Here is a 25,812-nt window from a genome sequence, read left to right on the forward strand (position 1 = left end):
CCTGGGTAACAGGAAAGGCCCCGACCGTACGTTGTCACGTACGAACCGGGGCCTTTCTCACGCGCTACGCGCGCGTCACGCCTGCGGCAGGTTCGCCAGCTGTGTGGTGATGCGCTCGATGTCCGCCTCGGCCTTGGCCAGGCGACCCTTGATCTTGTCGACCACGTTGTCGGGGGCCTTGGCCAGGAACGCCTCGTTCCCGAGCTTGCCCTCGGCCTGCTGCTTCTCCTTCTCGGCGGCCGCGAGGTCCTTGGCCAGACGCTTGCGCTCGGCCTCGACGTCGATGGTGCCGGACAGGTCGAGCCCGACCGTCGCTCCGGCCACCGGCAGGGTGGCGGTGGCGCTGAAGCCCTCGCCCTCCGGCTGCAGGCGCAGCAGCTGGCGGATGGCGGCCTCGTGCGCGGCCAGCGCGGTGCCGGTCAGGTCCAGGCGGGCCGGGACCTTCTGGCCGTCCTGCAGGCCCTGCTCCTTGCGGAACCGGCGGACCTCGGTGACGACGGCCTTGACGCTCTCGATCTCGGCCTCGGCGGCCTCGTCGCGGAAGCCACTGTCCTTCGGCCACTCGGCGATCACCAGGGACTCGCGCCCGGTCAGCGTGGTCCACAGCGTCTCGGTGACGAACGGGACCACCGGGTGCAGCAGCCGCAGCATGACGTCGAGGACCTCGCCCAGCACCCGGCCGGAGACCTTCGCCTGCTCGCCGCCCGCGAAGAACGTGGTCTTCGACAGCTCGACGTACCAGCTGAAGACCTCGTCCCACGCGAAGTGGTACAGCGAGTCCGACAGCTTCGAGAACTGGTAGTCCTCGTAGAAGGCGTCGACCTCGGCCACGGTCTTGTTGAGCTGGGAAAGGATCCAGCGGTCGACCGCCGACAGCTGCTCGGCGGGCGGCAGTTCGCCCTCGATCGTGGCGCCGTTCATCAGGGCGAAGCGCGTGGCGTTCCAGATCTTGTTGGCGAAGTTGCGGGACGCCTGGACCCAGTCCTCGCCGATCGGGACGTCGACACCCGGGTTGGCGCCGCGCGCCAGGGTGAAGCGGACCGCGTCGGAGCCGTAGGTGTCCATCCAGTCGAGCGGGTTGACCGCGTTGCCGAAGGACTTGGACATCTTCTTGCCGAACTGGTCGCGGACCATGCCGTGCAGGGCGATGGTGTGGAACGGCGGGGTGCCGTCCATCGCGTACAGACCGAACATCATCATCCGGGCGACCCAGAAGAAGAGGATGTCGTAACCGGTGACCAGCACGGAGTTCGGGTAGAACTTCGCGAGGCTCTCGGTCTGCTGCGGCCAGCCGAGCGTGGAGAAGGGCCACAGACCGGAGGAGAACCAGGTGTCCAGGACATCGGTGTCCTGGCGCCAGCCCTCGCCCGTCGGTGCCTCCTCGTCCGGTCCGACACAGATGATCTCGCCGTTCGGGCCGTACCAGACGGGGATGCGGTGACCCCACCAGAGCTGGCGCGAGATGCACCAGTCGTGGAGGTTGTCGACCCAGTCGAAGTACCGCTTCTCCATCTCCTGCGGGTGGATCTTGACCCTGCCGTCGCGGACGGCGTCACCGGCGGCCTTGGCGAGCGGGCCGACCTTGACCCACCACTGCATCGACAGCCGCGGCTCGATGGTGGTCTTGCAGCGCGAGCAGTGGCCCACCGAGTGGGTGTACGGGCGCTTCTCGGCGACGATGCGGCCCTCGGCGCGCAGCGCGGCGACGATGGCGGAGCGGGCCTCCAGGCGGTCCAGACCCTGGAAGGGGCCGTGGACGGTGATGACCGCGTGCTCGTCCATGACGGCGAGGTTGGGCAGGCCGTGGCGCTGACCGATCTCGAAGTCGTTCGGGTCGTGCGCCGGGGTCACCTTGACGGCGCCGGTGCCGAACTCCGGGTCGACGTGCTCGTCGGCGACGACCGGGATGCGGCGGCCGGTGAGCGGCAGCTCGATCTCGGTGCCGACCAGGTGCTTGTAGCGCTCGTCCTCGGGGTGGACGGCGACAGCGGTGTCGCCGAGCATCGTCTCCGCGCGGGTCGTGGCCACGACGATGGACGCGTCCCCGTCCCCGTACCGGATCGAGACGAGCTCGCCGTCGTCGTCCTGGTACTCGACCTCGATGTCGGAGATCGCGGTCAGACAGCGCGGGCACCAGTTGATGATGCGCTCGGCGCGGTAGATGAGCTCGTCGTCGTAGAGCTTCTTGAAGATGGTCTGGACGGCCTCGGACAAGCCCTCGTCCATGGTGAACCGCTCACGCGACCAGTCGACGCCGTCGCCGAGGCGGCGCATCTGGCCGGAGATCTGACCGCCGGACTCGCCCTTCCACTGCCAGACGCGCTCGATGAACGCCTCCCGGCCCAGGTCGTGGCGGGACTTGCCCTCCTTGGCGAGCTCACGCTCGACGACGTTCTGGGTGGCGATACCGGCGTGGTCCATACCGGGCTGCCACAGCGTCTCGTACCCCTGCATGCGCTTGCGGCGCGTCAGGGCGTCGATCAGCGTGTGCTCGAAGGCGTGGCCCAGGTGCAGGCTGCCGGTGACGTTGGGCGGCGGGATGACGACGGTGTACGCAGGCTTGTCGCTCTTCGCGTCCGCCTCGAAGTAACCACGCTCTACCCAGCGCTCATACAGCTCCCCCTCTACCTGGGCCGGCGCGTACTGGGTCGGCAGTTCGGTGGTGGGCGCTGAGTTCTGCTGCTGAGTGTTCTCGGTCACGGGGCCAGTTTAGGGGCGGCGGCCACCCACGATGAAACGGGAATCCTTGTTGGCATCCTCTCCGCAGTGGCCTGCGGCAGAGTCCGCGTGTGTCTCCATCCGGAGTGCGCGGTCGAGCGTCACGGCCGAAGCGTTGTGGTCGGCGTCGTCGCGGCAGCGCCGACCTGGCCAGAAGGCTGAGAACCGCCTCGGAACGCGCCCTGCGCCGGAAGGGTGTGCCACAGGTTGGGCCGCGGCCTTCTTCGTCACCTCCACCGGAACAGAACCCTGCACCGGGATCGACGAGTACGTGAAGGAACAGGAACAAGTCATCAACAGGCAGACATCAAGCCACCCCGGGTAATGCGTTCTCCCCCCGCGTCCGCCAGGATGTCCGGATCAGATAAGCATCCCTAGGGGGAATCCCAAGAATGAGCTACAACCAGCCGGGCCCGTACGGTGGCCAGCCGCAGCAGCCGGGTCCGTACGGCCAGCAGCCGCCGCAGCAGCCCTACGGGCAGCCGGGGCAGCCGCAGCCCGGTTACGGCTACCCGCAGCAGGCCCCGCAGGGCGTCCCGCCCCAGCAGCCCTACGGCTACCCGCCCCAGCAGCCCCAGTACGGCCAGCAGCCGCCGTACGGCGCCCCCATGCCGCCCGCCCCGGCCAAGAAGAAGACGGGCCTGATCGTGACGGCCGTCGTCGTCGCGGTGGCCGCCATCGGCGGCGGCGTGTGGTTCGTGACGAAGGGTGGCGGTGGCAGCAGCGTCGGCGACGTCGCCTCCAGCACCAAGGGCTACAAGCTCGTGGCCCCGGCGTCGGTCGGTGAGTACCAGAAGACCCCGTCGGCGTCGGACGACAAGCCGTTCACGGACGACGACAAGCAGAAGACCGAGGCGATGGGGGTCAAGGACCCCGCGCAGGCGTCCGCGACATACAAGGCCGGTGACCCCAAGAACCCGATGTCCGGAAAGATGCTGATGCTCAAGGGCGTCTACGGCGACATCAGCGACCCGTCGAAGACCCTTGACGCCGCGTTCGCGAAGATGCAGCAGGGCAGCGACGACGACAAGAAGAAGGGCAGCAGCGACGACGGTCTGAAGGCCGAGCTGGTCGGCAGCCCGAAGGCCGTCAGCCCCGCCGGCTTCTCGGGTGCGCTGATGAAGTGCCAGAACGTCAAGTTCACCAACACCAAGCCGTCGGCGACCGGCGCACCGAAGAACTTCGAGATCCCGGTCTGCATCTGGGCCGACTACAGCACCGTCGGCATCGTCGAGAACATCGACATGGCGCAGATTCTGGGCACCGGTGGCACGGCCATGCCGACCGACCAGGTCGCCGACCAGGCCGCGAAGCTGTACAACACCGCGCGGGTGAAGAAGTAACCACCTGAGTAGCCGCCTGCGGCACGCTCAACACGTAAGGGCGCCCGGCCAGTTGGAGTTCCAACCGGCCGGGCGCCCTTCGTGTGCGTACGGGAGCGGCTACGCCGACTTCTCGTGGCGCCCGTCGTTCTTCACGATCCTCGGCTCGCGCGGGACCAGCGTCGGGTTGACGTTGTTGTGGACCACGTCCGACGTGATGACGACGCGGGCGACGTCCTTGCGGGACGGGACCTCGTACATCACGGACATCAGGACTTCTTCCATGATGGCGCGCAGGCCGCGCGCGCCCGTGCCGCGCAGGATGGCCTGGTCGGCGATGGCCTCCAGGGCCGGGCGGTCGAAGTCCAGCTCCACGCCGTCGAGTTCGAACAGGCGCTGGTACTGCTTCACCAGGGCGTTGCGGGGCTCGACGAGGATCTGGAGGAGCGCCTCGCGGTCCAGGTTGTGGACCGAGGTCAGCACGGGCAGGCGGCCGATGAACTCGGGGATCATCCCGAACTTCACCAGGTCCTCCGGCATGACCTCCTGGAACTGGTCGCTCGCCTCGATCTCCCGCTTGGAGCGGATCGTCGCGCCGAAGCCGATGCCCTTGGCGCCCGCCCGGGACTCGATGATCTTCTCCAGGCCCGCGAAGGCACCGCCCACGATGAACAGCACGTTCGTCGTGTCGATCTGGATGAATTCCTGGTGGGGGTGCTTGCGGCCGCCCTGCGGCGGGACCGACGCCGTGGTGCCTTCCAGGATCTTCAGCAGGGCCTGCTGGACGCCTTCGCCCGAGACATCGCGCGTGATCGACGGGTTCTCGGACTTCCGAGCCACCTTGTCGATCTCGTCGATGTAGATGATGCCGGTCTCGGCCTTCTTGACGTCGTAGTCGGCGGCCTGGATCAGCTTCAGGAGGATGTTCTCGACGTCCTCGCCGACATAGCCCGCCTCCGTCAGCGCCGTCGCGTCCGCGATGGCGAACGGGACGTTGAGCATCCGGGCGAGGGTCTGGGCGAGCAGCGTCTTGCCGGAGCCGGTGGGGCCGAGCAGCAGGATGTTGGACTTCGCCAGTTCGATGGCGTCGTCGCGGCCCTGGGCGCCGCCGTTCTCGCCGGCCTGGACGCGCTTGTAGTGGTTGTAGACCGCCACGGAGAGCGCCTTCTTGGCGGGCTCCTGGCCCACCACGTAGCTCTCCAGGAACTCGTAGATCTCGCGCGGCTTGGGCAGTTCCTCCCACCGCACCTCGGAGGACTCGGCGAGCTCCTCCTCGATGATCTCGTTGCAGAGATCGATGCACTCGTCGCAGATGTACACACCGGGGCCTGCGATGAGCTTCTTCACCTGCTTCTGGCTCTTCCCGCAGAACGAGCACTTGAGCAGGTCGCCGCCATCACCGATGCGTGCCACGAGGTGCTTCCCCTTCGCCTGGGAGACGCCACGTTCAGCGGCTCCTGGTGCCTCATATCCGACGGTACCTTGCCTGGCCCCCCGTTCGGGCCCCCCTTGGCGCGGTTCACTTTGACGTGCACCGCGCCAAGGGCTCCGGCTGCGTCAGGCGGCCGCGGCCGACGTCGTCTTGCGGGTCGACACGATCTGGTCGACCAGGCCGTACGCCAGGGCGTCCTCGGCGGTGAGGATCTTGTCCCGCTCGATGTCGTCCCGGATCTTCTCGATCGGCGTGGTGGAGTGCTTGGCCAGCATCTCCTCCAGCTGGGTGCGCATGCGCAGGATCTCGTTGGCCGCGATCTCCAGGTCGGAGAGCTGCTCGCGGCCGGTCTGCGAGGACGGCTGGTGGATCAGCACGCGCGCGTTGGGCAGTGCCATGCGCTTGCCGGGGGTGCCCGCGGCGAGCAGCACGGCGGCGGCGGAGGCCGCCTGGCCCATGCAGACCGTCTGGATGTCGGGCTTGACGAACTGCATCGTGTCGTAGATGGCCGTCAGGGCCGTGAACGAGCCGCCCGGGCTGTTGATGTAGATCGAGATGTCGCGGTCCGGGTCCATCGACTCCAGGCACAGCAGCTGCGCCATGACGTCGTTGGCGGAGGCGTCGTCGATCTGCACGCCGAGGAAGATCACGCGCTCCTCGAAGAGCTTCGCGTACGGGTCGTACTCGCGCACGCCCTGCGAGGTGCGCTCGACGAAGCGCGGCACGATGTAGCGGTTGTCCACCTGCGGGCCGGTGTAGAGGCCGCTCGCGGAGAGGTTGTTCTGCATGTCGGGGTTCACCATCCTGGTGGCGTTCTGAGGGCTCGGGGGCTTCGGAGGCCGGGACTGAAAGCCTGCTCGGTAAGGAGCAGGCGGGGGCTCAGGCCCCGGTGCCGCCGCCGCCCGGAACACCCGCCGCGTGGGCCATGATCTCGTCGATGAGGCCGTATGCCTTGGCCTCCTCCGCCGTGTACCAGCGGTCGCGGTCGCCGTCGCGGATGATCGTCTCGACGGTCTGGCCCGAGTGGTGGGCGGTGATCTCGGCCATGCGCGTCTTCGTACGCAGCAGGTACTCGGCCTGGATCTTGATGTCCGAGGCGGTGCCGCCGATGCCGGCGGAGCCCTGGTGCATCAGGATGTCGGTGTTCGGCAGCGCGAAGCGCTTGCCGGCGGTGCCGCCGGTCAGCAGGAACTGACCCATCGAGGCCGCCATGCCCATACCGATCGTGACCACGTCGTTCGGGATGTACTGCATGGTGTCGTAGATCGCCATGCCGGCCGTCACCGAGCCGCCGGGGCTGTTGATGTACAGGTAGATGTCCTTCTCCGGCTCGGCGGCCAGGAGCAGGAGCTGCGCGGTGATCTTGTTGGCGATGTCGTCGTCGACCTGCTGGCCGAGGAAGATGATGCGCTCGTTGAGCAGTCGGTTGTAGACATGGTCGCCGAGGCCACCACCGAGGGACGGCTCGCCGGCGGCGTAAGGCATCAGATTCGTCACGTATCCACCTGCTCGTCTCTGACGGCTCCGGCCGTCTCAGCGTCTTCGTTCGGAGGGCGGGACTTCGGGCCGACTCTCAACCGGCCGACTCCACGCCCCCGTATTCATGGACCCTAACGCGCAGGTAGGACAACGCCATCCCGGTTCCCGAACTGTTCGCTCGGAGCGCAAGGTGGTTGAACAGCGGGCCCGTACGGAACCGGCCATCCGCCACCTGGGCGAACCTCCGTCCCGGGTACGCGAAGGGGCCCGGACGCGGCTGCGTCGCGGGCCCCTCCTTACGTACTTCGTACGTCGGTCAGGCGGTGCCTGCCGTACGAGGTCGGGCCGAGGGTCAGGCCTCGGTCTTCTCCTCGGCGTCACCGTCGACGACGGCCTCGACGGTCTCGGCGGCGGCCTCGACCTCGGCAGCCTCGTCTTCGTCGTCCTCCAGGTCGACGGCCTCACCGTTGGTGTCGACGACCTTGGCGGCCTCGACGACCACGGCCAGCGCCTTGCCACGGGCGACCTCGCCGACGAGCATCGGCACCTGGCCACCCTCGACGACGGCCTGGGCGAACTGGTCGGGGGACATGCCGGAGGAGGCGGCACGGCGCACCAGGTGCTCGGTGAGCTCCTCCTGGTTGACGTTCAGCTTCTCCTTGTTGACGAGCTCGTCGAGGATGAACTGCGTCTTGATGCCCTTGACGGCCGCTTCCTCGGTCTCGGCGTCGAACTCTTCCTGCGTCTTGCCCTGGATCTCCAGGTACTTGGCGAGGTCGAGGCCCATCTGGCCGAGCTGGTGGTGCTCGAGGTTGTGCTTGCGGGTCTGGACCTCGTCCGCGAGAAGCTTCTCGGGGATCGGGACCTCGGTGATCTTCAGCAGCTCGTCGAGCACGCGCTCCTGGGCCTGGGTGGCCTGGTCGAACTGCTTCATGTTCTCAAGGCGCTTGCGGCTGTCGGCCTTGAGCTCGTCGAGGGTGTCGAACTCCGAGGCGAGCTGCGCGAAGTCGTCGTCCAGCTCCGGCAGTTCGCGCGCGGCGACCTGGGTGACCTTGACGGTGACCTCGGCGTCCTTGCCCTCGGCCGAGCCGCCCTTGAGCTGCGAGGTGAAGGTGGCCTCGCCACCGGCCTCCAGGCCCTTGACGGCCTCGTCGATGCCGTCGAGGAGCTCGCCGGAACCGATGGTGTACGAGACACCCTCGGCCACGCCGTCCTCCAGGACCTCGCCGTCGACCTTGGCCTCCAGGTCGATCGTCACGACGTCGCCGTCGGTGGCGGCGCGCTCGACCGGGGAGGTCGAGGCGAAGCGCTCACGCAGCTCGGTGACGGCCTTCTCGACGTCCTCGTCCGAGACCTCGACGGCGTCCACGGTGACCTCGATGCCGGAGTAGTCCGGGATCTCGATGGTCGGGCGGATGTCGACCTCGGCGGTGAAGTTCAGCGTCTCGCCGTCCTTCAGCTCCGTGATGTCGACCTCGGGCTGGCCCAGCGGGTTCAGCTCGGCCTCGTTGACCGCCTCGGTGTAGAACTTCGGGAGGGCGTCGTTGACGGCCTCCTCCAGCACAGCACCACGGCCGAACCGCTGGTCGATGACGCGGGCCGGGATCTTGCCCTTGCGGAAGCCCTTGACCGTGACCTGCTGGTTGATCTTCTTGTACGCCGCGTCGAGGCTGTCCTTGAGCTCCTCGAAGGGCACCTCGACAGTGAGCCGAACCCGGGTCGGGTTCAGGGTCTCCACGGCGCTCTTCACGGTTCGGTCTCCTTGTGGCTGACTTCTGGGGGGTTCTACCCGGTGGCCGACGGCCGCGGGCGGATGGGGCCCGGTTCATCGGATTGGTCAGACACACGGGCACGCAGCTTGCATAGTAACCGCAAGCGGGATGCCACCCACAATGTGATCTTGTGCGCGGGGGTCCGGAGATCTGCTCGCGAGGGTCCGCGGATCAGCTCGAAGACGGTGGTGGTCGGGGTGGCGGGATTTGAACCCACGGCCTTCCGCTCCCAAAGCGGACGCGCTACCAAGCTGCGCCACACCCCGTCGGTGCGACACGTAGGGTACATGCCCGGGAGACAAGCGTCGGCCGCTTTGCAGCTGCGGACACCCGGCTCGTTCGCGTACGGACACCGCGCCCTTATGCGGTGTGCACGCGCGGGGGGTGACCCGCTACGATGCTCTTCGTGCCGCGGTCGTCATGACCTGCGACGCGGCGCACGCGGGCGTAGCTCAATGGTAGAGCCCTAGTCTTCCAAACTAGCTACGCGGGTTCGATTCCCGTCGCCCGCTCCACGGCTTCGGGCCCGGTGACCAGCTCACCGGGCCCGCAGTGTTTTCCGGGGCCCGGGATCGGTTCAGAACTTGATCTGGTTGATGGTGTCCGCCAGCGAGTTCAGGAACCGCTGTATCGACGGCGCCATGCCGGTCGAGGCCATGAAGAAACCGAAGAGCGCGGCGACTATGGCCGGGCCCGCCTTGATGGAGCCACCGCGGATCATCACCACGAGGACGATCGCCAACAGCAGCACCACAGACAGTGAAATGGCCACACTGATCACACCCTCGGTCGGTCCGCCTTGCCGGCCCGGGGTGTGCCGCCGAGCACACCCCGCAGAGTCCATCGTGCCACCAACACCCCCATGGATGCTGCCGCGTGACGGATCGCCATCGAATCGTTCACACCGAATCCTTGTACGTGTCCGTAAGACCCAGGAGCGCGCGGACGGTGGCGTACTTGCGGGTGAGACGAATGCGGGTCGCCTCGTCCAGTACGGCTAGGCGCGCCGGGTTCGCGTTGTGGGCCAGGTCCGCCTCCTTGACCAGCAGCGCGCCGGGTGTGGCGAGGATCCTGGCCGTGTACGAAGCCAGCTCCTCGCCCGGCACCTTGGTCACGGCGAGGACCATCTCCTTGACGGAGGGCGGGAGTTCGGCGCCCTCCAGCCACGCGCGCGTGAGCGCCTTGTCCTCCACGGAGTCGTGCAGCCACGCCGCGGCGATCTGCTCCTCGCTGCCTCCACGCGCGCGTACGCCCTCGGCGACGGCCGCCAGATGTTCGCTGTAGGGACGGCCCGCCTTGTCCCTCTGGGCGGCGTGCGCCGCCCTGGCCAGCTTCTCTACCTCGGCAAGTGTCAGCATGCGCTTCAGCGTAGGGCCGCCCGCGCCGGGAGCGCGGTGGAGGCGAGGCCGAGGCCCAGGACGGCCGCCGCGAACGACCCGTACAGGAACGGCGGGATGTACGGGTTCTCGCCGGTCATGCCGTTGGTCAGCGGGATCAGGGTGGCGATCGCGATGGCCGTGCCGAGGAGGATTCCCGCCGAGGTGACGAGCAGCGCCTCCCAGCGGACCATGCCCATGACCTGGCGGCGGGTGGTGCCGATCAGGCGCAGCATGCCGAGCTCGCGGCGCCGGTCGAGGACCGTCATGACCAGCGTGTTCGCTGCCGCGATCGCCGCGAAGCCGCCGAGGACGGCCGCCATGGTGGTGTTGGCCCAGGCGTTCAGCTCACGGTCCATGTTCTTGGCGGTGGCGTAGCCCGTCGCGTCCGTGACCGTGCCGAGGGGTGCGAGGGCGGACGCCTCGACCGGGCCCTTCACCAGGAGTTCGGTGGGCAGGGCGACGGTGGTCGTGTGACGCGCCAGGTCGGCCTGCGCAAGCGTCACTTGGGCGAGGCCGAGGCCCCGGTCGTACGTGGCCACGACCTGCGGGGACGCCGTCGTACCGTCGGGGAGCACGACCTTGAGGCGCTCGCCGACGTGGGCGCCGGTGTCGTCGGCGAGGGTCTTGTCGAGGGCGACCGTGCCGGGCTTCAGGGCGTCCAGGGAGCCCTTGCGTACGCCCAGGTCCTGGACGCGGGCGAGGTCCGCGCCGGTGCCCGTGAAGCCCTGGGTGGAGACCGACTGCAGCGCGCCGTGCTCGCGGACCAGGACGGACGTACGGGTCAGGGCCACCGCCGTGTCGACGCCCGGGGTCGCCTGAGCACGTGCCACCGCGTCCGAGGCCAGGCCGGAGGGGCCGGTGATTACCCGGTCGGCGACCAGGCCCGCCCGCTGCTGCTTCTCGGTGACCCGGTCCTCGCTGGTGTGCATGAAGACGAGGGTGGAGGCGAAGGCCATCGCGAGCACGATCGGAGTGATCGCGGAGGCCAGACGGCGTGCGTTCGTACGGGAGTTGGCGGCCGCGAGGGACGCCGGGGCACCCGCCGCGCGCAGCGGCAGACCGAACAGTCCCGCGCAGGCGCGGGCGATCAGCGGGCCGAGGAGGGCGACGGCGAGCATGAAGAGCATGACGACGCCGAGGGCCGCGTTCGCCGCGTTCGAGCCCTTCTCATTGGCGGCCACGCCCGACATCGCGATACCGCCGCCGAGGGCCGCGACTCCCAGCGGCGTACGGATCCAGCCGACCCGCAGCCGCTCCACCGACGCGTCCCGCAGCGCCTCGCCCGGCTTGGTGCGCGAGGGGCGGCGGGCGGCCATATATCCGGCGAAGAGCGAGGTCAGGACAGTGGCGCCGACCGCGCACACCATCGGGATCCACGACACCGAAAGCTCGACGGCGGCCGGGACCGCGCCCTTGTCGCGGAGCTGGCCGAACCACCAGGTCGCCAGGGCCATGCCGGGCAGGCAGCCGAGCGCACCCGCGAGCGGGGCGACCAGCAGCGCCTCGGTGGCGATGGTGCGCCGGATCTGGCGCGGGGTCGCGCCGATCGCGCGGAGCAGGGCGTACTCGCGGCGGCGCTGGCCGACCGAGAGCGTGACGGTCCCGGCGGCGGTGAAGACGGCGACCATGGTGGCCGTGCCGCCGAAGGAGCCGCCGAGTGCGGTGAGCATCTCCTTGGCGTAGGCGAGGCCGGGCGTCTCGACGGCGCCGCGCCCGTCGCCGGTGCGCACCTCTGCCGCGTCCCCGAGCCGCTGGGCGACCTGGTCGGCGAGGGCGGAGGCGGCGACGCCGGGCCTGGCCAGGACGGCGATGGCGTCGGCCTGGCCGGGGTGCCCGGACAGGGCCATGGCCTGGGTGTCGGTGAACCACACGGTTCCGGGGGTCTTGGTGGTGCCGGACACCGTGAACTGCCGCTTGCCGGAAGGGGTGTCGAGGGCGACCCGGTCGCCGACGGCGGCGCCGTCGCCGGTCACCACCTCGCCGGTGCGGGGCGCGGTGCCGGAGGAGAGCTTGGTGCCCGTGAAGGCGGTCGAGCCCCAGCCGTGGCCGGTGGCGGGCGTATTTCCCGTACGTACGTCGTGTACGGGGAAGGAGACGTCCGGGATCGCGGCGGCCGCGCCGGGCGCCTGCGCCGCGCGGGACGCCAGGGAGGCGTCGAGGCGGGCCTTGTCGGGCAGCGGGACGGACGCGGTGCTGCGGTTCTCGCCGCTGCCGGTGGTGTGGTGTGCGCGCTGGTCGGCGGCGGCGACCACGGGGGCGCCCGCGTACCGCTCGGCCGGGACGGAGGCGCGTACACCTGTTTCCAGGAGGATTCCGCAGGCGGAGACGACGAGCGCGGCCATGAACAGGGCGACGAAGGTGCCGACGAACGCGGACGGTTTGAAGCGGACGGCCGCCCGGGCGAGACCGTTGGGGCCCCTCATGCCGCCACCCCCGCGTACGCGGCGGTCGGCCGGGCGGTCAGGGAACTCATCCGGGACGCGATGTCCGCCTCCGACGCGCGGGTCAGGGAGTCGACGATCGCGCCGTCCGCGAGGAACAGGACCTGGTCGGCGTAGGAGGCGGCGCGCGGGTCGTGGGTGACCATGACGACGGTGGCGCCCATGCCGTCCACGGCGTTCCGCAGCAGCGTGAGCACTTCGGTCGCCGTCGTGGTGTCCAGCGCGCCCGTCGGCTCGTCGGCGAAGACCACGTCCGGACGGGTCACCAGCGCGCGGGCGATCGCCACGCGCTGCTGCTGGCCGCCGGACAGCTCGCCCGGGCGGCGCTTCCCCTTGCCCGCGAGCCCCACCTGTCCCAGAAGTTCTTCCGCACGACGGCGGTCGGGCCGCCGCCCCGCGAGCCGCATCGGCAGCAGCACGTTCTGCTCGACGGTGAGCGAGGGCAGCAGGTTGAACGCCTGGAAGACGAACCCGAGCCGGGAGCGCCGCAGTTCGGTCAGCTTGTTCTCGCTCATGCCGGTGATCTCGGTCCCGCCGAGCCGCACCGACCCGTCGCTGGGCCGGTCCAGCCCCGCCGCGCACTGCAGGAACGTCGACTTGCCGGAGCCGGAGGGCCCCATCACCGCCGTGAAGCTGCCGCGCGGCAGCGCCAGGTCGATCCCGCGCAGCGCGTGCACGGCCGAGCCGCCGCGCCCGTACTGACGCCGCACCCCGCGCAGCTCGACGGCCCAGCCGGGGTCGGCCTCCACGGCCTCGCCCTGTGTCCGCCGCTTGCCGCGTCGCAGTGCCATCGTCCTCGACCTCTCCTCGTACGTACGTGATGCTCGCTCTCTCGAACGTACGGATTCGGGCAGGTCGGGGGCCATGGCGGCTGCTGGCGGAACCGGGGTGGGGAAATCCCCACCCCTGGTCTTCAGAAGGTGGTCACGCCTCGCGCCGGATCAGCAGGAGCGCGCGGTCGTCGTTGACGTCCTTGGCGACGGCCTCGATCAGGTGCCAGGCGGCGCCGTCGAAGCCGCTGGTGACATAGCGGTCGGCCTCGCCGGTGAGGCGGTCGATGCCCTCGGCGATGTCGCGTTCGGCCGTCTCGACGAGGCCGTCCGTGAACAGCATCAGGACGTCGCCGGGGCCGAGCGAGCCCTTGACCGGGTGGAACTCGGCGCCGTCGTACACCCCGAGCAGCGGTCCCTCGCCCGACACCTCCTGCCAGCGGCCGGAGCCCGCCTGGAGGTGGAGGGCGGGGAGGTGCCCGGCGGACAGCAGCTCGTAGTCGCCGGACTCCAGGTCGAGGACGAGGTGGATCGAGGTCGCGAAGCCCTCGTCCCAGTCCTGGCGGAGCAGATAGCCGTTGGCGGCGGGCAGGAAGCCGTGCGGCGGGAGCGAGCCGAGGAGGCCGCCGAAGGCGCCGGACAGGAGCAGGGCGCGCGAGCCCGCGTCCATGCCCTTGCCGGAGACGTCGGTGAGGACGATTTCAAGGGTGCGGCTGCCGTTGGTGCGGGCCGCGACGACGAAGTCGCCGGAGAAGGACTGGCCGCCGGCCGGGCGCAGCGCCATCTCGCGGTGCCAGCCCCTGGGCAGCCGGGGCAGCGCGGACTGCACCCGGATGCGTTCGCGCAGGTCGAAGAGCATGGTGCCGCCGCGCCGCCAGGGCACCCCGACGCGGGCCCGGAACTGGGCGATCAGCAGCCCGAAGAGCCCGCACGCGGCGACCACCAGGACCGTGCCGGGCGTCACGCGCGCGGGGCCCTCGGTGTACGGGCCGAGCTGGATCGACTCGACGATCAGGGCGATCGCGGCGGCCGCGTACAGCCCGAGCAGGCTCGCGGGCCGCAGCAGGACGCCGCCCGCGACGATCGGCAGGGCAAGGGCCCCCGGCGCGCACCAGACCGGCGAGGCGAGCGTCGCGAGGGCGATCGCCGGGACGGTCAGGAGCAGGCCCGCGAGCGCGATCCAGTCCGAGCCGTCGCCCCGGAAGTAGTCCACCCCGGACTTGCGCAGCGCAATACGTGCCCGGTGCGCGGACTTCCGCCACCGGGCACTGTACGAATCCGCTCCCGCGCGACGTGCCATTGCCGGTGACCCTATCCAGCCGATGGCGCCGTGCGCAGGGGGACCCCTTGGCCATCCCGTTCGAAATCGGCTCGGCCCGATGACCTACTCGCTGGTAGTCATGGCATATGACAGAGGGTGTACGTCCAGGCCAACGCCCCGGGCCCGTCGACTACCGTGACTGACCGGCGAGTTGCGTGATCCTGAAGTGAACGAACTCCGCCGGGCGCGCCGGGGCCACCGAGATGTCCACGCGCACCGCGCCCCGGCCGATGGGCGCGCGCTGATCGTTGTTGCTCTCGTCGCAGATCACCTGGAACGCCTCCTGCGGCGAGGCGCCCACCAGCACTCCCCGGCGCCACTGCTCGTCGAGGAAGCTCGTCACGGAGTGCCGGAGCGCGGCCCACAGCTTGTGGTCGTTGGGCTCGTACACGGCCCAGTCGGTGCCCCGCCTGATCGACTCGTTCAGGAAGCAGGTGACGCGCCGCACGTTGAGGTACTTCCCGTCGGCCGCGTTCGAGAGCGTGCGTGCTCCCCACACCGTCGGACCCTTTCCGGGGAAGTCCCGCACGAGGTTGACGCCCGCCTCGACCAGCCCCGCCGACTCCTTGTCGTCGAGCGCCCGGGCCGGTTCGCGCACCCCCTCCAGGGACATGTCCGCCGGGGCCTTGTGCACGCCCCGTTCGCCGTCCGTACGCGTCCAGACCCCGGCGATGTGCCCGACCGGCGACACGTCACGGGGGCGCCCGTCGAGGCCGGGGACCCGCACCCAGGGGTGGTAGGCGGCCGCGTACGAACTCTCGATGCCCAGCCTCAGCGGATCCGCCTCCGGCGGGACGCCCAGGATCGCCACCCGGTTGCCCATCCGCTCGCAGTGGTCGGCCATCAGCCGCATCACCTCGGTGTCGCCCGGTGAGCCCAGCGTGGGCGCGGCGACCATCGAGACGTCCTGGATCGACTCCAGGTCCTTGAGCGCCTTGGCGTAGCCGTCCTCGCCCAGGGCGACGGGGACGACGTAACAGGACTGGCCCCCGTTGGCGAAGAACCCGTACACGGCCTCCGCCATCAGCAGATAGTCGGCCAGCCTGCCGTGCTCGCTCTCCCGCTTGTCCTTGATCGCGGCGAGCACGCCCTGGACGTCCCACGACTCCTCGAACTCGGCCCAGCCGCAGACCAGTTCGGGGCCGGTGACGTTGTGCTTGCTGCCGCTCCAGGCGAGGAAGGCGGGCGTGGAGGTGCCGACGGCCTCGATCGGACGCAGCCCGCTGTACACCTCGTCGACGTACACGCCGGGGGCGGCACTCCCGGGGGGTGGCGTGGGCATGACGACTCCTTCGTTCGGGAGTCCGACTCTGGTCCGGGGAGGATCGCCCCGCAGCCCCTACGCGTCCGGGCGGCCCTCGACGCGGGCCTATTCCACCTGTACGGGTGGTGTGCGCTCAGCCGGTCCGCTGGCAGGTCGGGCACCAGAACAGGTTCCGGGCCGACAGGTCCGCCGTGCGGATCTCGGTACCGCAGATGTGGCACGGCATGGTGGCGCGGCGGTACACGTACACCTCGCCGCCGTGGTCGTCGACCCTGGGCGGGCGGCCCATCGCCTCGGGCAGATGCTCGGGGCGGACGGTGTCGATGCGGTTGACGCGGACGCCCTCGCGCATCAGCAGCACCAGGTCCGCCCAGATCGCGTCCCACTCGGAGCGGGTGAGGTCCTTGCCCAGGCGGTACGGGTCGATGCCGTGCCGGAACAGGACCTCGGCCCGGTACACATTGCCGACACCCGCGATGATCTTCTGGTCCATCAGCAGCGCCGCGATCGTCGTGCGGCTGCGCGAGATCCGCGCCCACGCCTTCTCGCCGTCGTCGGCGGGCCGCAGCGGGTCGGGTCCCAGGCGGTCGTGTATCGCGCGCTTCTCGGCGTCGGTGATCAGCGCGCAGGTCGTCGGGCCGCGCAGATCCGCGTAGCCGTCCTCGCCGAGCAGACGCAGGCGGACGGTCTCCGTGGGCGGCGGGACGGGGGCGCCGCCGAGCGCGTACTTGCCGAACAGACCCAGATGGATATGGATCCAGCCGACCGGGCCGAAGCCCAGGAAGAGGTGCTTGCCGTGGGCCTCGGCCAGGTCGAGGACCTGGCCGCTGACCAGCGCAGCGCCGTCCGAGAACTTGCCCTGCGGGCTCGACGCGCGCACGACACGGCCGCCGAACCACTGATCGTGGTCGGCGGCCAGCCGGTGAATCGTGTGCCCCTCGGGCATAACGCCAGGTCAGCCCTGCTGCGGGTGGTGAGCGGGGATGGGCGGGAGCGCGCCAGTGGTCTCGTACTCGGCGAGCATCTCGATACGGCGGGTGTGGCGCTCCTCGTTCGAGTACGGGGTGTTCAGGAACACCTCGACGAACTTGGTCGCCTCCTCCTGCGTGTGCATCCGGCCGCCGATGGAGATCACGTTGGCGTTGTTGTGCTCACGGCCGAGCGCGGCGGTCTGCTCGCTCCAGGCCAGCGCCGCCCGGACGCCCTTCACCTTGTTCGCGGCGATCTGCTCGCCGTTGCCGGAGCCGCCGATCACGATGCCCAGCGCGTCCGGGTCCGCGGCCGTCTTCTCGGCGGCGCGCAGGCAGAACGGCGGGTAGTCGTCCTGGGCGTCGTAGATGTGGGGACCGCAGTCGACGACCTCGTGGCCGTGGGCCTTGAGCCACTCGACGAGGTGGTTCTTCAGGTCATATCCGGCATGGTCTGAGCCGAGGTACACGCGCATGACTCCGAGTGTGGCATGCGATCCGGCGGGCAGCAGTCATCGGGGTGAGGACGTAAGTCCCGGCCTCGGATGACCTTGCTCCTGCCTGGTCGGGGCCTTGTTCCCCTCATCACGATTCGGAGTCAGGACTTCCGTACCTGGGAGTACCGGGCTTCAATGCGTTGGTTCGTAACCCGAGCGACCCTTAGACCTAAGGATTCGTCCATGACCTCGCAACCCTCCCTTGCGAAGGAAGAAGGCCGACCGGGCGATCCCGGAACGTCCGACTCCCCCGTCGTCGGCGCCCCGCACGGCTCCAACGGCCTCCAGGCCGGTCTCAAGAACCGTCACCTCTCGATGATCGCCATCGGCGGTGTCATCGGAGCGGGCCTGTTCGTCGGCTCCAGCTCCGGCATCGCCGCGGCCGGTCCCGCCATCCTGCTCTCGTACGCGCTCGTCGGCCTGATGGTCGTCTTCGTGATGCGCATGCTCGGCGAGATGGCCGCCGCCCGGCCGACCTCCGGCTCCTTCTCGGCCTACGCCGACCGCGCGCTCGGCCGCTGGGCCGGGTTCTCCATCGGCTGGCTGTACTGGTTCTTCTGGGTCGTGGTGCTCGCCGTCGAGGCGACCGCCGGCGCGAAGATCCTGCACGGCTGGGTCGGGGCGGTCCCGCAGTGGGGCTGGGCGCTGATCGTGATGATCGTGCTGACGGCCACCAACCTGGTGTCGGTCTCCTCGTACGGAGAGTTCGAGTTCTGGTTCGCCGGGATCAAGGTCGTCGCCATCGGCGCCTTTGTCGTCATCGGCCTGCTGGCCGTCTTCGGGATACTTCCCGGGTCCAACAACCCCGGTGACGGGTTCGCGCATCTCACCGATGCGGGCGGATTCATGCCGAAGGGCGCCGGAGCGATTCTCACCGGTGTGCTGATGGTCGTCTTCTCCTTCATGGGCAGCGAGATCGTCACGCTGGCCGCCGGCGAGTCCGAGGACCCGCGCCGTGCCGTCACCAAGGCCACCAACAGCGTGATCTGGCGGATCGGCGTCTTCTACCTGGGCTCGATCTTCATCGTCCTCACCCTCCTGAAGTGGAACGACCCGGCGATCGTCAAGGACGGCTCGTACGTGGCCGCGCTGAACTCGATCGGCATCCCGCACGCCGGCCAGATCATGAACGTGATCGTGCTGACGGCGGTCCTTTCCTGCCTCAACTCCGGCCTGTACACCGCCTCCCGTATGGCCTTCTCGCTCGGCCAGCGCGGTGACGCGCCGCGCGCCTTCGCCAAGACGAACAAGCGGGGCGTGCCGCAGGCGGCCATCCTCTGCTCGGTCCTCTTCGGCTTCGTCGCGGTCTTCTTCAACTACAAGTGGCCCGACACCGTCTTCGACTTCCTGCTCAACTCGTCCGGCGCGGTCGCGCTGTTCGTGTGGCTGGTCATCTGCTTCACGCAGCTGCGGATGCGCGGGATCATCCTGCGCGAGACGCCGGAGAAGCTGACGGTCAAGATGTGGTTCTTCCCGTATCTGACCTGGTTGACGATCGCGATGATCTCCTTCGTGCTCGTCTACATGCTCACCGACGACGCCGGGCGCAAGCAGGTGCTCCTTTCGCTGCTGGTGGCCGCGGTCGTGATCGCGATCGCGTTCGTACGGGACTTCATGCAGCGGGGTTCCGTGGCTGCTGAAGCCGCCGTTGTTCAGAGTGGCGTGAACGACGAGGTCACCGCCGAGTAGGTGCGCAGGGCGTCGTCGGCCTCGGCGGTCGTGGCGGCCTCGTACCAGATGTTGACCTGGTACGACTTGCCGCCCTCGTCGAAGCCCATCTGGCGGGCCTTCCACGGGTCGCCGTTCTGTGTGAAGTAGTAGTCCCAGGCGATGGCCGGGCGGCCGTTGAAGGTGGTCCGCTCCAGCCTGATGTTGCGATAGCCCGGGACGTCGTGGGAGCCCTGTTCGGCCTCCTGCCACTGGGTCATGAGATCGCCGCCGCGTGCGAGTGCGTACGAGGCGGCGATCTCCTGTTTTCCGCCGGGGGCGTGGTAGTGGATGTTGGACGGGCTCTTCGCGGTGCGCGTCCAGCCCTTGGGGGGTGCCCACGCGAAGCCCGTTTCGCCGATGGTGCCGGGTGGGGGTGTGCTGGGCGGGCGGGATGTTCCGGCGACGGTGGGGGTGCCGGTGGTTGTTGCGGGGGTGTGGGAGTTGTTCGTGGTGCTGAGCACGATGACTACTGCTGTGGCTGCGGCCAGGGCTAGTGCGGCGCCGATGGCGGCGCGGCGGCGGTTTCCCCACCCCGCCCCTTCCCGAAAGCCCTGGGCGGGCGGCCGGGGGGTGGGGTGAGGCGGAGCCTCGGGTGCGGGTGGAGGTTGGTTTCCGGGGGCTGCGGCCCCTGCACCCCCTTCGGGGCTCCGCCCCGGACCCCGTGCGGGAGTCTCGGGTGCGGGCCCCGGGGTGGAGGCTTGGGGGTGAGGGGAGCTACCGGGGGCTACGCCCCCGGGCCCCCACGCGGGGGCTTCGCCCCCTGCACCCCCTTCGGGGCTCCGCCCCGGACCCCGTGGGGACGCTGGGGCCTCGGGCCCTGGTACCCGGTCCTCGGGGCTCCGCCCCGGGTCCCCCGTCGGCTCCTCCTCCACCGGTCGCTCCCTCACCCCCTCCGGCGCCTCCGGGGCCGTCTGGTGGACCGCCACCGTCGGGGGGTGGGCCAGGACCGTTGGTGGGGCCGCTAGCGGGAGCAGTAGGGCCGACAGGGCGTCCAGGGTCGGTCGGGTCTCCGGGTCCTTGACCAGGAGGGACGCCAGCGTCGGGGCCAGGGGGCCTGCCGTCGGCGGGAGTTGGGGCTCCTCGTACAGGACCGCGTGCAGCGTCGCCAGGGTCGTCTCGCGGGCGAACGGGGACTGGCCGCCCACCGCCGCGCACAGCGTCGCCCCCAGTGACCACAGGTCCGACGCCGGGCCCTGCGGCTTGCCGCCCACGCGTTCGGGGGCCATGTAGTCGGGCGAGCCGACCAGCATCCCCACCACCGTCAGCGCCGTCGCGTCCTGGATCGCGGCGATGCCGAAGTCGGTCAGGACCACCCTGCCCGTCCGGCTGAGAAGGACGTTTCCCGGTTTGATGTCGCGGTGCAGGACTCCTACCGCGTGGACCTCACGTAGTGCTTCCACCAGGCCCAGGCCGATTCGCGCCGCCTCCCGAGGGGTCACCGGGCCGTCCTGGACCAGGAGTTGCTCCAGCGAGCGGGACTCGACCAGCTCCATCACGATCCACAGCCGGTCCGACTCCTCCACCACGTCGTACACGCGCACCACATTGGGATGGTCGATCCGGGCCGTGGCGCGGGCCTCGCGCAGGGTGCGTTCGCGGCGGATCCGGCTGTCCTCGACGTCGAGATCGTCCATGCGCATCTCTTTCACCGCGACCGTACGGTCGAGTATTTCGTCGGCCGCCCGCCACACCCGCCCCATTCCCCCCTGGCCGATCGTGACGTCCAGCCGATATCGCCCCGCAACCAAAAGCCCGCGAATTCCCGGCATTACCGCCCGCCCCCTCAGTACCTGGTGTGACCAGGACAGAAACACGAACTTGCCACCATCACAGCATAATTCCGCGAAATCTTGTGGGACCCTTCTCAGCACTGCAAGCGCCCAACTCGGGTGAGGGGGATGAGAAATGCGTTCGACACATTCGACACGTGTGGACCGTTCGGATCGTTCGGATCAATTGGTACGGTCCGTGGAACAGAAGAAACACCGGACGGCTCTCGCCGCCGTCGGCCTCTTCGCCGCCCTGCTGGTACTGCCACTCGGCTCCGCCGCCTTCGCCGACGACCCCACCCCCGGGAGCGGCCAGGGCGGTTCCCCCGGGCCCAGCGCCCCGGCGGACGTCAAGATCGGCACCGAACTGCCGAAGGAGATCAAGGTCTCCAACTCCTCCGGCGACACCACACTCACGGCGAAAGTCATCAACAAGGGGACCAAGGACACCGGGCAGATCACCTTGAGCGTGCTCGGTCTGGACGGAATGCGGATCACCGGTGTGCAGGGGTGCGTACCGGTTCCCCAGGAGAAGTTGCCGAAAGGGGTCAACACCGGATTCGCCTGTGTCATCGACAATCTGGCGGCCGGAAAGGACAAGTCGTACACCGTTTCCGCCACTTACGACCTGAAGGCGACCGGAAAGATCTGCCTTCCGGTGACCGAGGGCACCGGCGACAAACTGCTGTGGCAACAGGGGCCGGTCCCGTTCGGGACGACCAAGCCGACGCCCAACGCCCCTGACACCCCGTTGCTGCTCGGCACCGACAACGTCCCGGCCGCCCCGCCCAGCGCCTCGCCCAGCCCCTCTACCCCGGCCACCCCGACCCCGACCAGCCCCGCTCCCACCCCGCCCGCCCAGCTGCCCAAGACCGGCGTGAACGACGGTGTGCTGCCGCTCCTCGCGGCCGGCGGACTGCTCCTCTTCGTCGGCACCACCGGCGTCTGGTGGGCCAACACCCGCCATCAGCAACGTCGTCGGACACACTGAAAAACAGGGAAGGGGCCGGGCGCGTTCATCGCGCCCGGCCCCTTCTCGTTTGCCGCTGCCGCTACTTGCGGCCCACGAACTTCCACGCCGTCGGCAGCGCGCCCATCGCCAGCGCCGCCTTCAGCGCGTCCCCGAACAGGAACGGCGTGAGGCCGAGCGCGACCGCCTGGTTCAGGGACATGCCGGTCGAGGCGGCCAGGTACGGGACACCGACCGCGTAGATGATCGCGGAGCCCAGCACCATCGTGCCCGCCGTCCGCAGCACCGAGCGGTCGCCGCCCCGGCGGGCCAGCGCGCCCACGACCGTCGAGGCGAGCAGCATGCCGAGGACGTAGCCGAAGGTCGCGCCGCCCGCGCCCGAGGCGCCGTCCGCGAACCAGGGCATCCCCGCCATGCCGATCAGCGCGTACAGACCGAGCGAGAGGAAGCCGCGGCGGGCGCCGAGCGAGGTGCCGACCAGCAGCGCCGCGAAGGTCTGGCCGGTGACCGGGACCGGGGAGCCCGGGACCGGTACGGCGATCTGGGCGGCCACGCCGGTGAGCGCCGCGCCGCCGAGCACCAGGGCGATGTCCCGGGTGCGGGCGCCGGGCACCAGGTCGGCGAGGACCTGTCCGGTGCGGGGTGCGGCAGGGGCAGTGACAGTGGTCGTGGCCATCGTGGGACTCCGCGGGATCGGGGACGGGCAGGGCGATACGTGCAGGGGACACCGTGACGTTAACCGAGGGAATCTCGCTCGATCACCATCAGTGGCCGACAAAGCGGCCGTTGGCAGGTTCGTGGGGATCGCACAAAGGGCGGAGGTCTTCCGTCCGTCCGCGTGACGCTGGTCACTGCGGCGATGGAGAGAAGGCCCCGTTTTGCGGTCTGGGGGCGCGCTCGGGGAGACTGTGGACTCCCCATAAACGATCAGCGAGTGATCCGAGAGTGACGAGCGCCATGCACGACGGCAAGACCACCGCCGGGGCCACCGCCGCCGACACCACTGGCGAGGCCGAGCCCCTGTCCCACGGTCTGAAGCAGCGTCATCTCACCATGCTGGGACTCGGCGGGGTGATCGGCGCCGGGCTCTTCGTGGGGTCGGGTGCGGGCATCGCGGTCGCGGGGCCGGGGATCGTGGTCTCGTATCTGATCGCGGGCGCCATCGCGATGCTGGTGATGCGGATGCTCGGCGAGATGTCGTCGGCGATGCCCGCGTCGGGGTCGTTCTCCGTGCACGCCGAGCGGGCCCTTGGACGGTGGGCCGGGTTCAGCGTCGGCTGGCTGTACTGGTTCCTGCTCGTGGTCGTCCTCGCCGTGGAGGCGACCGGCGCGGCGCAGATCGCCAACGGCTGGGTGCCGGGGATGCCGCAGTGGGCCTGGGTGCTCCTCTTCATGGTGGTGTTCACCGGCGCCAACCTGGCGGCCGTGAAGAACTTCGGCGAGTTCGAGTTCTGGTTCGCCACGCTCAAGGTCGGCGCCATCGTGCTGTTCCTGGTGCTCGGCCTGCTGGCCGTCTTCGGCGTGCTGCCGGACACCGAGCCCGTCGGGTTCACCAACCTCACCGGGCAGGGCGGCTTCCTGCCCAACGGCTGGGACGGCGTCGTCTCCGGCGTCCTCGCCGTGATCTTCGCCTTCGGCGGTCTGGAGGTCGTCACCATCGCGGCCGCCGAGTCCGCCGACCCGGTGCGCGCGGTCGGCCGCGCGGTGCGCAGCGCGGTGTGGCGCATCCTCTTCTTCTACGTGGGCTCGATGCTCATCATCGTCACCCTGCTCCCGTGGACGTCGATGCAGCCGGGCCACAGCCCTTACGTCGCCGTGCTCGACTCGATCGGGGTCAGCGGGGCCGGGCAGATCATGAACGTGGTGGTGTTCGTGGCGCTGCTCTCGGCGCTGAACGCCAACCTCTACGGCTCCTCCCGGATGATCTTCTCCCTCGCCGAGCGCGACGAGGCGCCGAAGGGGCTGCTGAAGGTGTCGGGCGGCGGGGTGCCGAGGCGTGCGGTGCTCGCGTCGGTGGCCTTCGGGTTCCTCTCCGTACTGCTCAATCTGAAGTGGCCCGACTCCGTCTTCCTCTACATGCTCAACGCGGTGGGTGCGGTGCTGCTCTTCGTATGGGGTCTGATCGCCGTCTCGCAGCTGCGGCTGCGCCGCCGGATCGAGCGCGAGGCCCCGGAGAAGCTGACGCTGAAGATGTGGGCGTTCCCGTGGCTGACCTGGGCGGCCCTGGCCGCGATGGCGGCCGTCCTCGTCCTCATGCTGTTGGACGACAACGCGCGTCCTCAGCTGCTCTGGTCGACGGGCGCGACGGCGGCGGTGCTCGCGGTGGCGTTCGTACGGGAGCGACGGGCGCGGCCGACCGATGTCGAGGCCTGAATGCGTTGCCTCTAGGCTTGAACCTGTTGTTACGAGTGGGTTTGGCGTGACCCACGAGTATGGAAGTGTTCATTCCGTGTGCAACATGTGCGTAAATATTCACGCTGTGTGAGTCGAGTGTCCGGATAGCGGTCGGGTGTTCCCTCTGAGCGGTGCCACCAACAGACTGTGGCTCCCTCTCCCCGTCTCGGCTACTGAACAGGTCCTGCCCATGTCCCGGACAAACGCGCCCGCGACGACCGACGCGAAGCCGAAGGTCGACTCCCCACTCACCCACGGACTCAAGCAGCGCCATCTCTCGATGATCGCGCTCGGCGGCGTCATCGGCGCCGGGCTCTTCGTCGGCTCCGGCGCCGGTATCGCCGCGGCCGGGCCCTCGATCGTCCTCGCCTACGGCATATCCGGCGCGCTCGTCATGCTCGTGATGCGCATGCTGGGCGAGATGTCGGCGGCCAACCCCGCCTCCGGTTCCTTCTCCGTCCACGCCGAGCGGGCGATCGGCCCGTGGGCCGGCTTCACCGCCGGCTGGTCGTTCTGGGTGCTGCTCTGTGTGGCGGTCGGTCTGGAGGGCATCGGCGCCGCGAAGATCGTGACCGTATGGCTGCCCGGTACGCCCGAGTGGGCCTGGGTCGCGCTGTTCATGCTGGTGTTCACGGCCACCAACCTCGCGGCCGTGAAGAACTTCGGCGAGTTCGAGTTCTGGTTCGCGGCGCTCAAGGTCGCCGCCATCACCCTCTTCCTCGTCCTCGGCCTGCTCGCCATCCTCGGCGTCCTGCCCGACACGCCCGCCCCCGGCACCTCGAACCTCACGGGCGTCGGCGGCTTCATGCCCAACGGCTCCGAGGGCCTGGTGCTCGGACTGCTCGCCTCCGTCTTCGCGTACGGCGGTCTGGAGACGGTCACCATCGCGGCCGCCGAGTCCGAGCACCCGGTGCAGGGCGTGGCCCGCGCGGTCCGTACGGCGATGTGGCGCATCGCGGTCTTCTACATCGGCTCGATGGCGGTCATCGTCACGCTGGTGCCGTGGAACGACAAGGCCGTCGTCGCGAAGGGCCCGTACGTGGCCGCCCTGGACCACCTGGGCATCTCCGGCGCCGGGCAGATCATGAACGTGGTCGTCCTGGTCGCCCTGCTCTCCGCGATGAACGCCAACATCTACGGCGCCTCCCGGATGTCGTACTCGCTGGTCGCCCGCGGCCAGGGCCCCAAGGCGCTCGGCCGGACCTTCGGCGGCGTGCCGCGCATCGGGGTGCTGTGCTCCTCGGTCTTCGGCTTCGGCTGCGTGCTGCTGAGCTACTGGCGGCCGGACGACGTCTTCCCGTGGCTGCTGAACATGATCGGCGCGGTGATCCTGGTCGTCTGGATCTTCATCGCCGTCTCCCAGCTGCTGCTGCGCCGGCGCACCGAGCTGGAGTCGCCGGAGAAGCTGGTGGTACGGATGTGGCTGTACCCGGGGCTGACCTGGGTGGCGCTCTTCGCGATGGCCGGGATCTTCGTCCTGATGGCCCGTCAGTCCGACACGCGTGACCAGCTGACGGCGACGGGTGTACTGACGATCGTGCTCGCGATCGTCGGGTACATCCGCCAGCGTCGGGCGGAGGCCCGGACGGCGGTCTGATCCCGCTCC

At 69.6% G+C, this 25,812-nt stretch carries 20 protein-coding genes and 2 tRNA genes; 6 read left to right on the top strand and 16 right to left on the bottom strand.

The genetic code is table 11. From position 1 onward, the window contains the following. Window positions 1–75: 75 nt before the first annotated feature. The gene (locus BG418_RS35015) at window positions 76–2,700 is read right to left on the bottom strand and encodes a valine--tRNA ligase (protein ID WP_188278087.1); all 2,625 of its coding nucleotides are present in this window, start codon (window positions 2,698–2,700) and stop codon (window positions 76–78) included. Window positions 2,701–3,110: 410 nt separating this feature from the next. Here BG418_RS35015 and BG418_RS35020 point away from each other — a divergent pair, with 410 nt between their 5' ends. Then, window positions 3,111–4,061 (top strand): hypothetical protein, encoded by a 951-nt coding sequence (locus BG418_RS35020; RefSeq protein ID WP_188278088.1) that lies wholly within the window; start codon window positions 3,111–3,113, stop codon window positions 4,059–4,061. Between the two features lie 99 nt (window positions 4,062–4,160). On the opposite strand, the gene clpX is transcribed toward BG418_RS35020, so the two are convergent. The 5 genes from clpX to BG418_RS35045 form a co-directional block, all read right to left on the bottom strand. Beyond that, window positions 4,161–5,453: an ATP-dependent Clp protease ATP-binding subunit ClpX gene (clpX, locus tag BG418_RS35025; protein ID WP_067158960.1), complete on the bottom strand. Its 1,293-nt coding sequence runs from the start codon at window positions 5,451–5,453 to the stop codon at window positions 4,161–4,163. Window positions 5,454–5,597: 144 nt separating this feature from the next. Beyond that, window positions 5,598–6,275 (bottom strand): ATP-dependent Clp protease proteolytic subunit, encoded by a 678-nt coding sequence (locus BG418_RS35030; protein WP_317453864.1) that lies wholly within the window; start codon window positions 6,273–6,275, stop codon window positions 5,598–5,600. Between the two features lie 76 nt (window positions 6,276–6,351). Next, window positions 6,352–6,957 (bottom strand): ATP-dependent Clp protease proteolytic subunit, encoded by a 606-nt coding sequence (locus tag BG418_RS35035; protein WP_188278345.1) that lies wholly within the window; start codon window positions 6,955–6,957, stop codon window positions 6,352–6,354. Between the two features lie 346 nt (window positions 6,958–7,303). After that, window positions 7,304–8,701, bottom strand: a complete 1,398-nt coding sequence (tig, locus tag BG418_RS35040) for a trigger factor (RefSeq protein ID WP_188278090.1) — start codon at window positions 8,699–8,701, stop codon at window positions 7,304–7,306. Window positions 8,702–8,912: 211 nt separating this feature from the next. Further along, a tRNA-Pro gene (locus tag BG418_RS35045) sits at window positions 8,913–8,989 on the bottom strand. Between the two features lie 175 nt (window positions 8,990–9,164). Here BG418_RS35045 and BG418_RS35050 point away from each other — a divergent pair. Next, window positions 9,165–9,238 (top strand) — tRNA-Gly (locus tag BG418_RS35050). A gap of 62 nt (window positions 9,239–9,300) precedes the next feature. On the opposite strand, the gene BG418_RS35055 is transcribed toward BG418_RS35050, so the two are convergent. The 8 genes from BG418_RS35055 to BG418_RS35090 all read right to left on the bottom strand — a co-directional run bounded on the left by BG418_RS35055 (window position 9,301) and on the right by BG418_RS35090 (window position 17,342). After that, window positions 9,301–9,495, bottom strand: a complete 195-nt coding sequence (locus BG418_RS35055; protein ID WP_188278091.1) for a hypothetical protein — start codon at window positions 9,493–9,495, stop codon at window positions 9,301–9,303. 127 nt (window positions 9,496–9,622) lie between these two features. After that, complete coding sequence (locus tag BG418_RS35060) at window positions 9,623–10,081, bottom strand: HD domain-containing protein (RefSeq protein WP_188278092.1); 459 nt, start codon at window positions 10,079–10,081, stop codon at window positions 9,623–9,625. Between the two features lie 5 nt (window positions 10,082–10,086). Continuing rightward, on the bottom strand, window positions 10,087–12,525 hold the full coding sequence (locus tag BG418_RS35065; protein ID WP_188278093.1) for an ABC transporter permease: 2,439 nt from the start codon (window positions 12,523–12,525) through the stop codon (window positions 10,087–10,089). Next, entirely contained in the window at window positions 12,522–13,334 is an 813-nt protein-coding gene (locus BG418_RS35070) for an ABC transporter ATP-binding protein (protein ID WP_188278094.1), read from the bottom strand. The genes BG418_RS35065 and BG418_RS35070 overlap by 4 nt, the downstream gene beginning before the upstream one ends. A gap of 133 nt (window positions 13,335–13,467) precedes the next feature. Further along, window positions 13,468–14,613, bottom strand: coding sequence for a PP2C family protein-serine/threonine phosphatase (locus BG418_RS35075; RefSeq protein ID WP_188278095.1), 1,146 nt, complete (start codon window positions 14,611–14,613; stop codon window positions 13,468–13,470). A gap of 151 nt (window positions 14,614–14,764) precedes the next feature. After that, window positions 14,765–15,916, bottom strand: a complete 1,152-nt coding sequence (locus tag BG418_RS35080) for a phage tail sheath subtilisin-like domain-containing protein (protein WP_188278096.1) — start codon at window positions 15,914–15,916, stop codon at window positions 14,765–14,767. Between the two features lie 115 nt (window positions 15,917–16,031). Then, on the bottom strand, window positions 16,032–16,844 hold the full coding sequence (locus tag BG418_RS35085) for an Fpg/Nei family DNA glycosylase (RefSeq protein WP_188278097.1): 813 nt from the start codon (window positions 16,842–16,844) through the stop codon (window positions 16,032–16,034). A gap of 9 nt (window positions 16,845–16,853) precedes the next feature. Next, window positions 16,854–17,342, bottom strand: a complete 489-nt coding sequence (locus tag BG418_RS35090; protein ID WP_188278098.1) for a ribose-5-phosphate isomerase — start codon at window positions 17,340–17,342, stop codon at window positions 16,854–16,856. Between the two features lie 204 nt (window positions 17,343–17,546). Between BG418_RS35090 and BG418_RS35095 the strand changes: the two genes are divergently transcribed. Further along, on the top strand, window positions 17,547–19,052 hold the full coding sequence (locus tag BG418_RS35095) for an amino acid permease (RefSeq protein WP_188278099.1): 1,506 nt from the start codon (window positions 17,547–17,549) through the stop codon (window positions 19,050–19,052). Here BG418_RS35095 and BG418_RS35100 read toward each other — a convergent pair. After that, window positions 19,016–20,842 carry a serine/threonine-protein kinase gene (locus BG418_RS35100; protein WP_188278100.1) on the bottom strand — a complete coding sequence of 609 codons (1,827 nt, stop codon included), beginning with the start codon at window positions 20,840–20,842 and terminating at the stop codon, window positions 19,016–19,018. The two genes, BG418_RS35095 and BG418_RS35100, sit on opposite strands and share 37 nt — an antisense overlap. A gap of 199 nt (window positions 20,843–21,041) precedes the next feature. Between BG418_RS35100 and BG418_RS35105 the strand changes: the two genes are divergently transcribed. Next, window positions 21,042–21,833 carry a hypothetical protein gene (locus tag BG418_RS35105; RefSeq protein ID WP_317453865.1) on the top strand — a complete coding sequence of 264 codons (792 nt, stop codon included), beginning with the start codon at window positions 21,042–21,044 and terminating at the stop codon, window positions 21,831–21,833. 61 nt (window positions 21,834–21,894) lie between these two features. Here the strand turns inward: BG418_RS35105 and BG418_RS35110 are convergent, their stop codons facing one another. Further along, window positions 21,895–22,488, bottom strand: coding sequence for a biotin transporter BioY (locus BG418_RS35110; protein ID WP_188278101.1), 594 nt, complete (start codon window positions 22,486–22,488; stop codon window positions 21,895–21,897). Between the two features lie 281 nt (window positions 22,489–22,769). On the opposite strand from BG418_RS35110, the gene BG418_RS35115 reads away from it, so the two are divergent. Next, window positions 22,770–24,185, top strand: a complete 1,416-nt coding sequence (locus BG418_RS35115; protein ID WP_188278347.1) for an amino acid permease — start codon at window positions 22,770–22,772, stop codon at window positions 24,183–24,185. 211 nt (window positions 24,186–24,396) lie between these two features. Continuing rightward, window positions 24,397–25,803, top strand: a complete 1,407-nt coding sequence (locus tag BG418_RS35120; protein WP_188278102.1) for an amino acid permease — start codon at window positions 24,397–24,399, stop codon at window positions 25,801–25,803. Window positions 25,804–25,812 lie beyond the last annotated feature (9 nt).

It is taken from the genome of Streptomyces sp. CBMA152, from assembly GCF_014596475.1.
GTDB lineage: Bacteria > Actinomycetota > Actinomycetes > Streptomycetales > Streptomycetaceae > Streptomyces.

What these genes read in the sequence shown, in the direction of transcription:
- BG418_RS35020 (WP_188278088.1), top strand. Translation starts at nt 3,111, where the DNA reads ATGAGCTACAACCAGCCGGGCCCGTACGGTGGCCAGCCGCAGCAGCCG.
- BG418_RS35030 (WP_317453864.1), bottom strand. Translation starts at nt 6,275, where the DNA reads ATGGTGAACCCCGACATGCAGAACAACCTCTCCGCGAGCGGCCTCTAC.
- BG418_RS35035 (WP_188278345.1), bottom strand. Translation starts at nt 6,957, where the DNA reads ATGCCTTACGCCGCCGGCGAGCCGTCCCTCGGTGGTGGCCTCGGCGAC.
- BG418_RS35060 (WP_188278092.1), bottom strand. Translation starts at nt 10,081, where the DNA reads ATGCTGACACTTGCCGAGGTAGAGAAGCTGGCCAGGGCGGCGCACGCC.
- BG418_RS35065 (WP_188278093.1), bottom strand. Translation starts at nt 12,525, where the DNA reads ATGAGGGGCCCCAACGGTCTCGCCCGGGCGGCCGTCCGCTTCAAACCG.
- BG418_RS35070 (WP_188278094.1), bottom strand. Translation starts at nt 13,334, where the DNA reads ATGGCACTGCGACGCGGCAAGCGGCGGACACAGGGCGAGGCCGTGGAG.
- BG418_RS35075 (WP_188278095.1), bottom strand. Translation starts at nt 14,613, where the DNA reads ATGGCACGTCGCGCGGGAGCGGATTCGTACAGTGCCCGGTGGCGGAAG.
- BG418_RS35080 (WP_188278096.1), bottom strand. Translation starts at nt 15,916, where the DNA reads ATGCCCACGCCACCCCCCGGGAGTGCCGCCCCCGGCGTGTACGTCGAC.
- BG418_RS35085 (WP_188278097.1), bottom strand. Translation starts at nt 16,844, where the DNA reads ATGCCCGAGGGGCACACGATTCACCGGCTGGCCGCCGACCACGATCAG.
- BG418_RS35090 (WP_188278098.1), bottom strand. Translation starts at nt 17,342, where the DNA reads ATGCGCGTGTACCTCGGCTCAGACCATGCCGGATATGACCTGAAGAAC.
- BG418_RS35095 (WP_188278099.1), top strand. Translation starts at nt 17,547, where the DNA reads ATGACCTCGCAACCCTCCCTTGCGAAGGAAGAAGGCCGACCGGGCGAT.
- BG418_RS35100 (WP_188278100.1), bottom strand. Translation starts at nt 20,842, where the DNA reads ATGCCGGGAATTCGCGGGCTTTTGGTTGCGGGGCGATATCGGCTGGAC.
- BG418_RS35110 (WP_188278101.1), bottom strand. Translation starts at nt 22,488, where the DNA reads ATGGCCACGACCACTGTCACTGCCCCTGCCGCACCCCGCACCGGACAG.
- BG418_RS35115 (WP_188278347.1), top strand. Translation starts at nt 22,770, where the DNA reads ATGCACGACGGCAAGACCACCGCCGGGGCCACCGCCGCCGACACCACT.
- BG418_RS35120 (WP_188278102.1), top strand. Translation starts at nt 24,397, where the DNA reads ATGTCCCGGACAAACGCGCCCGCGACGACCGACGCGAAGCCGAAGGTC.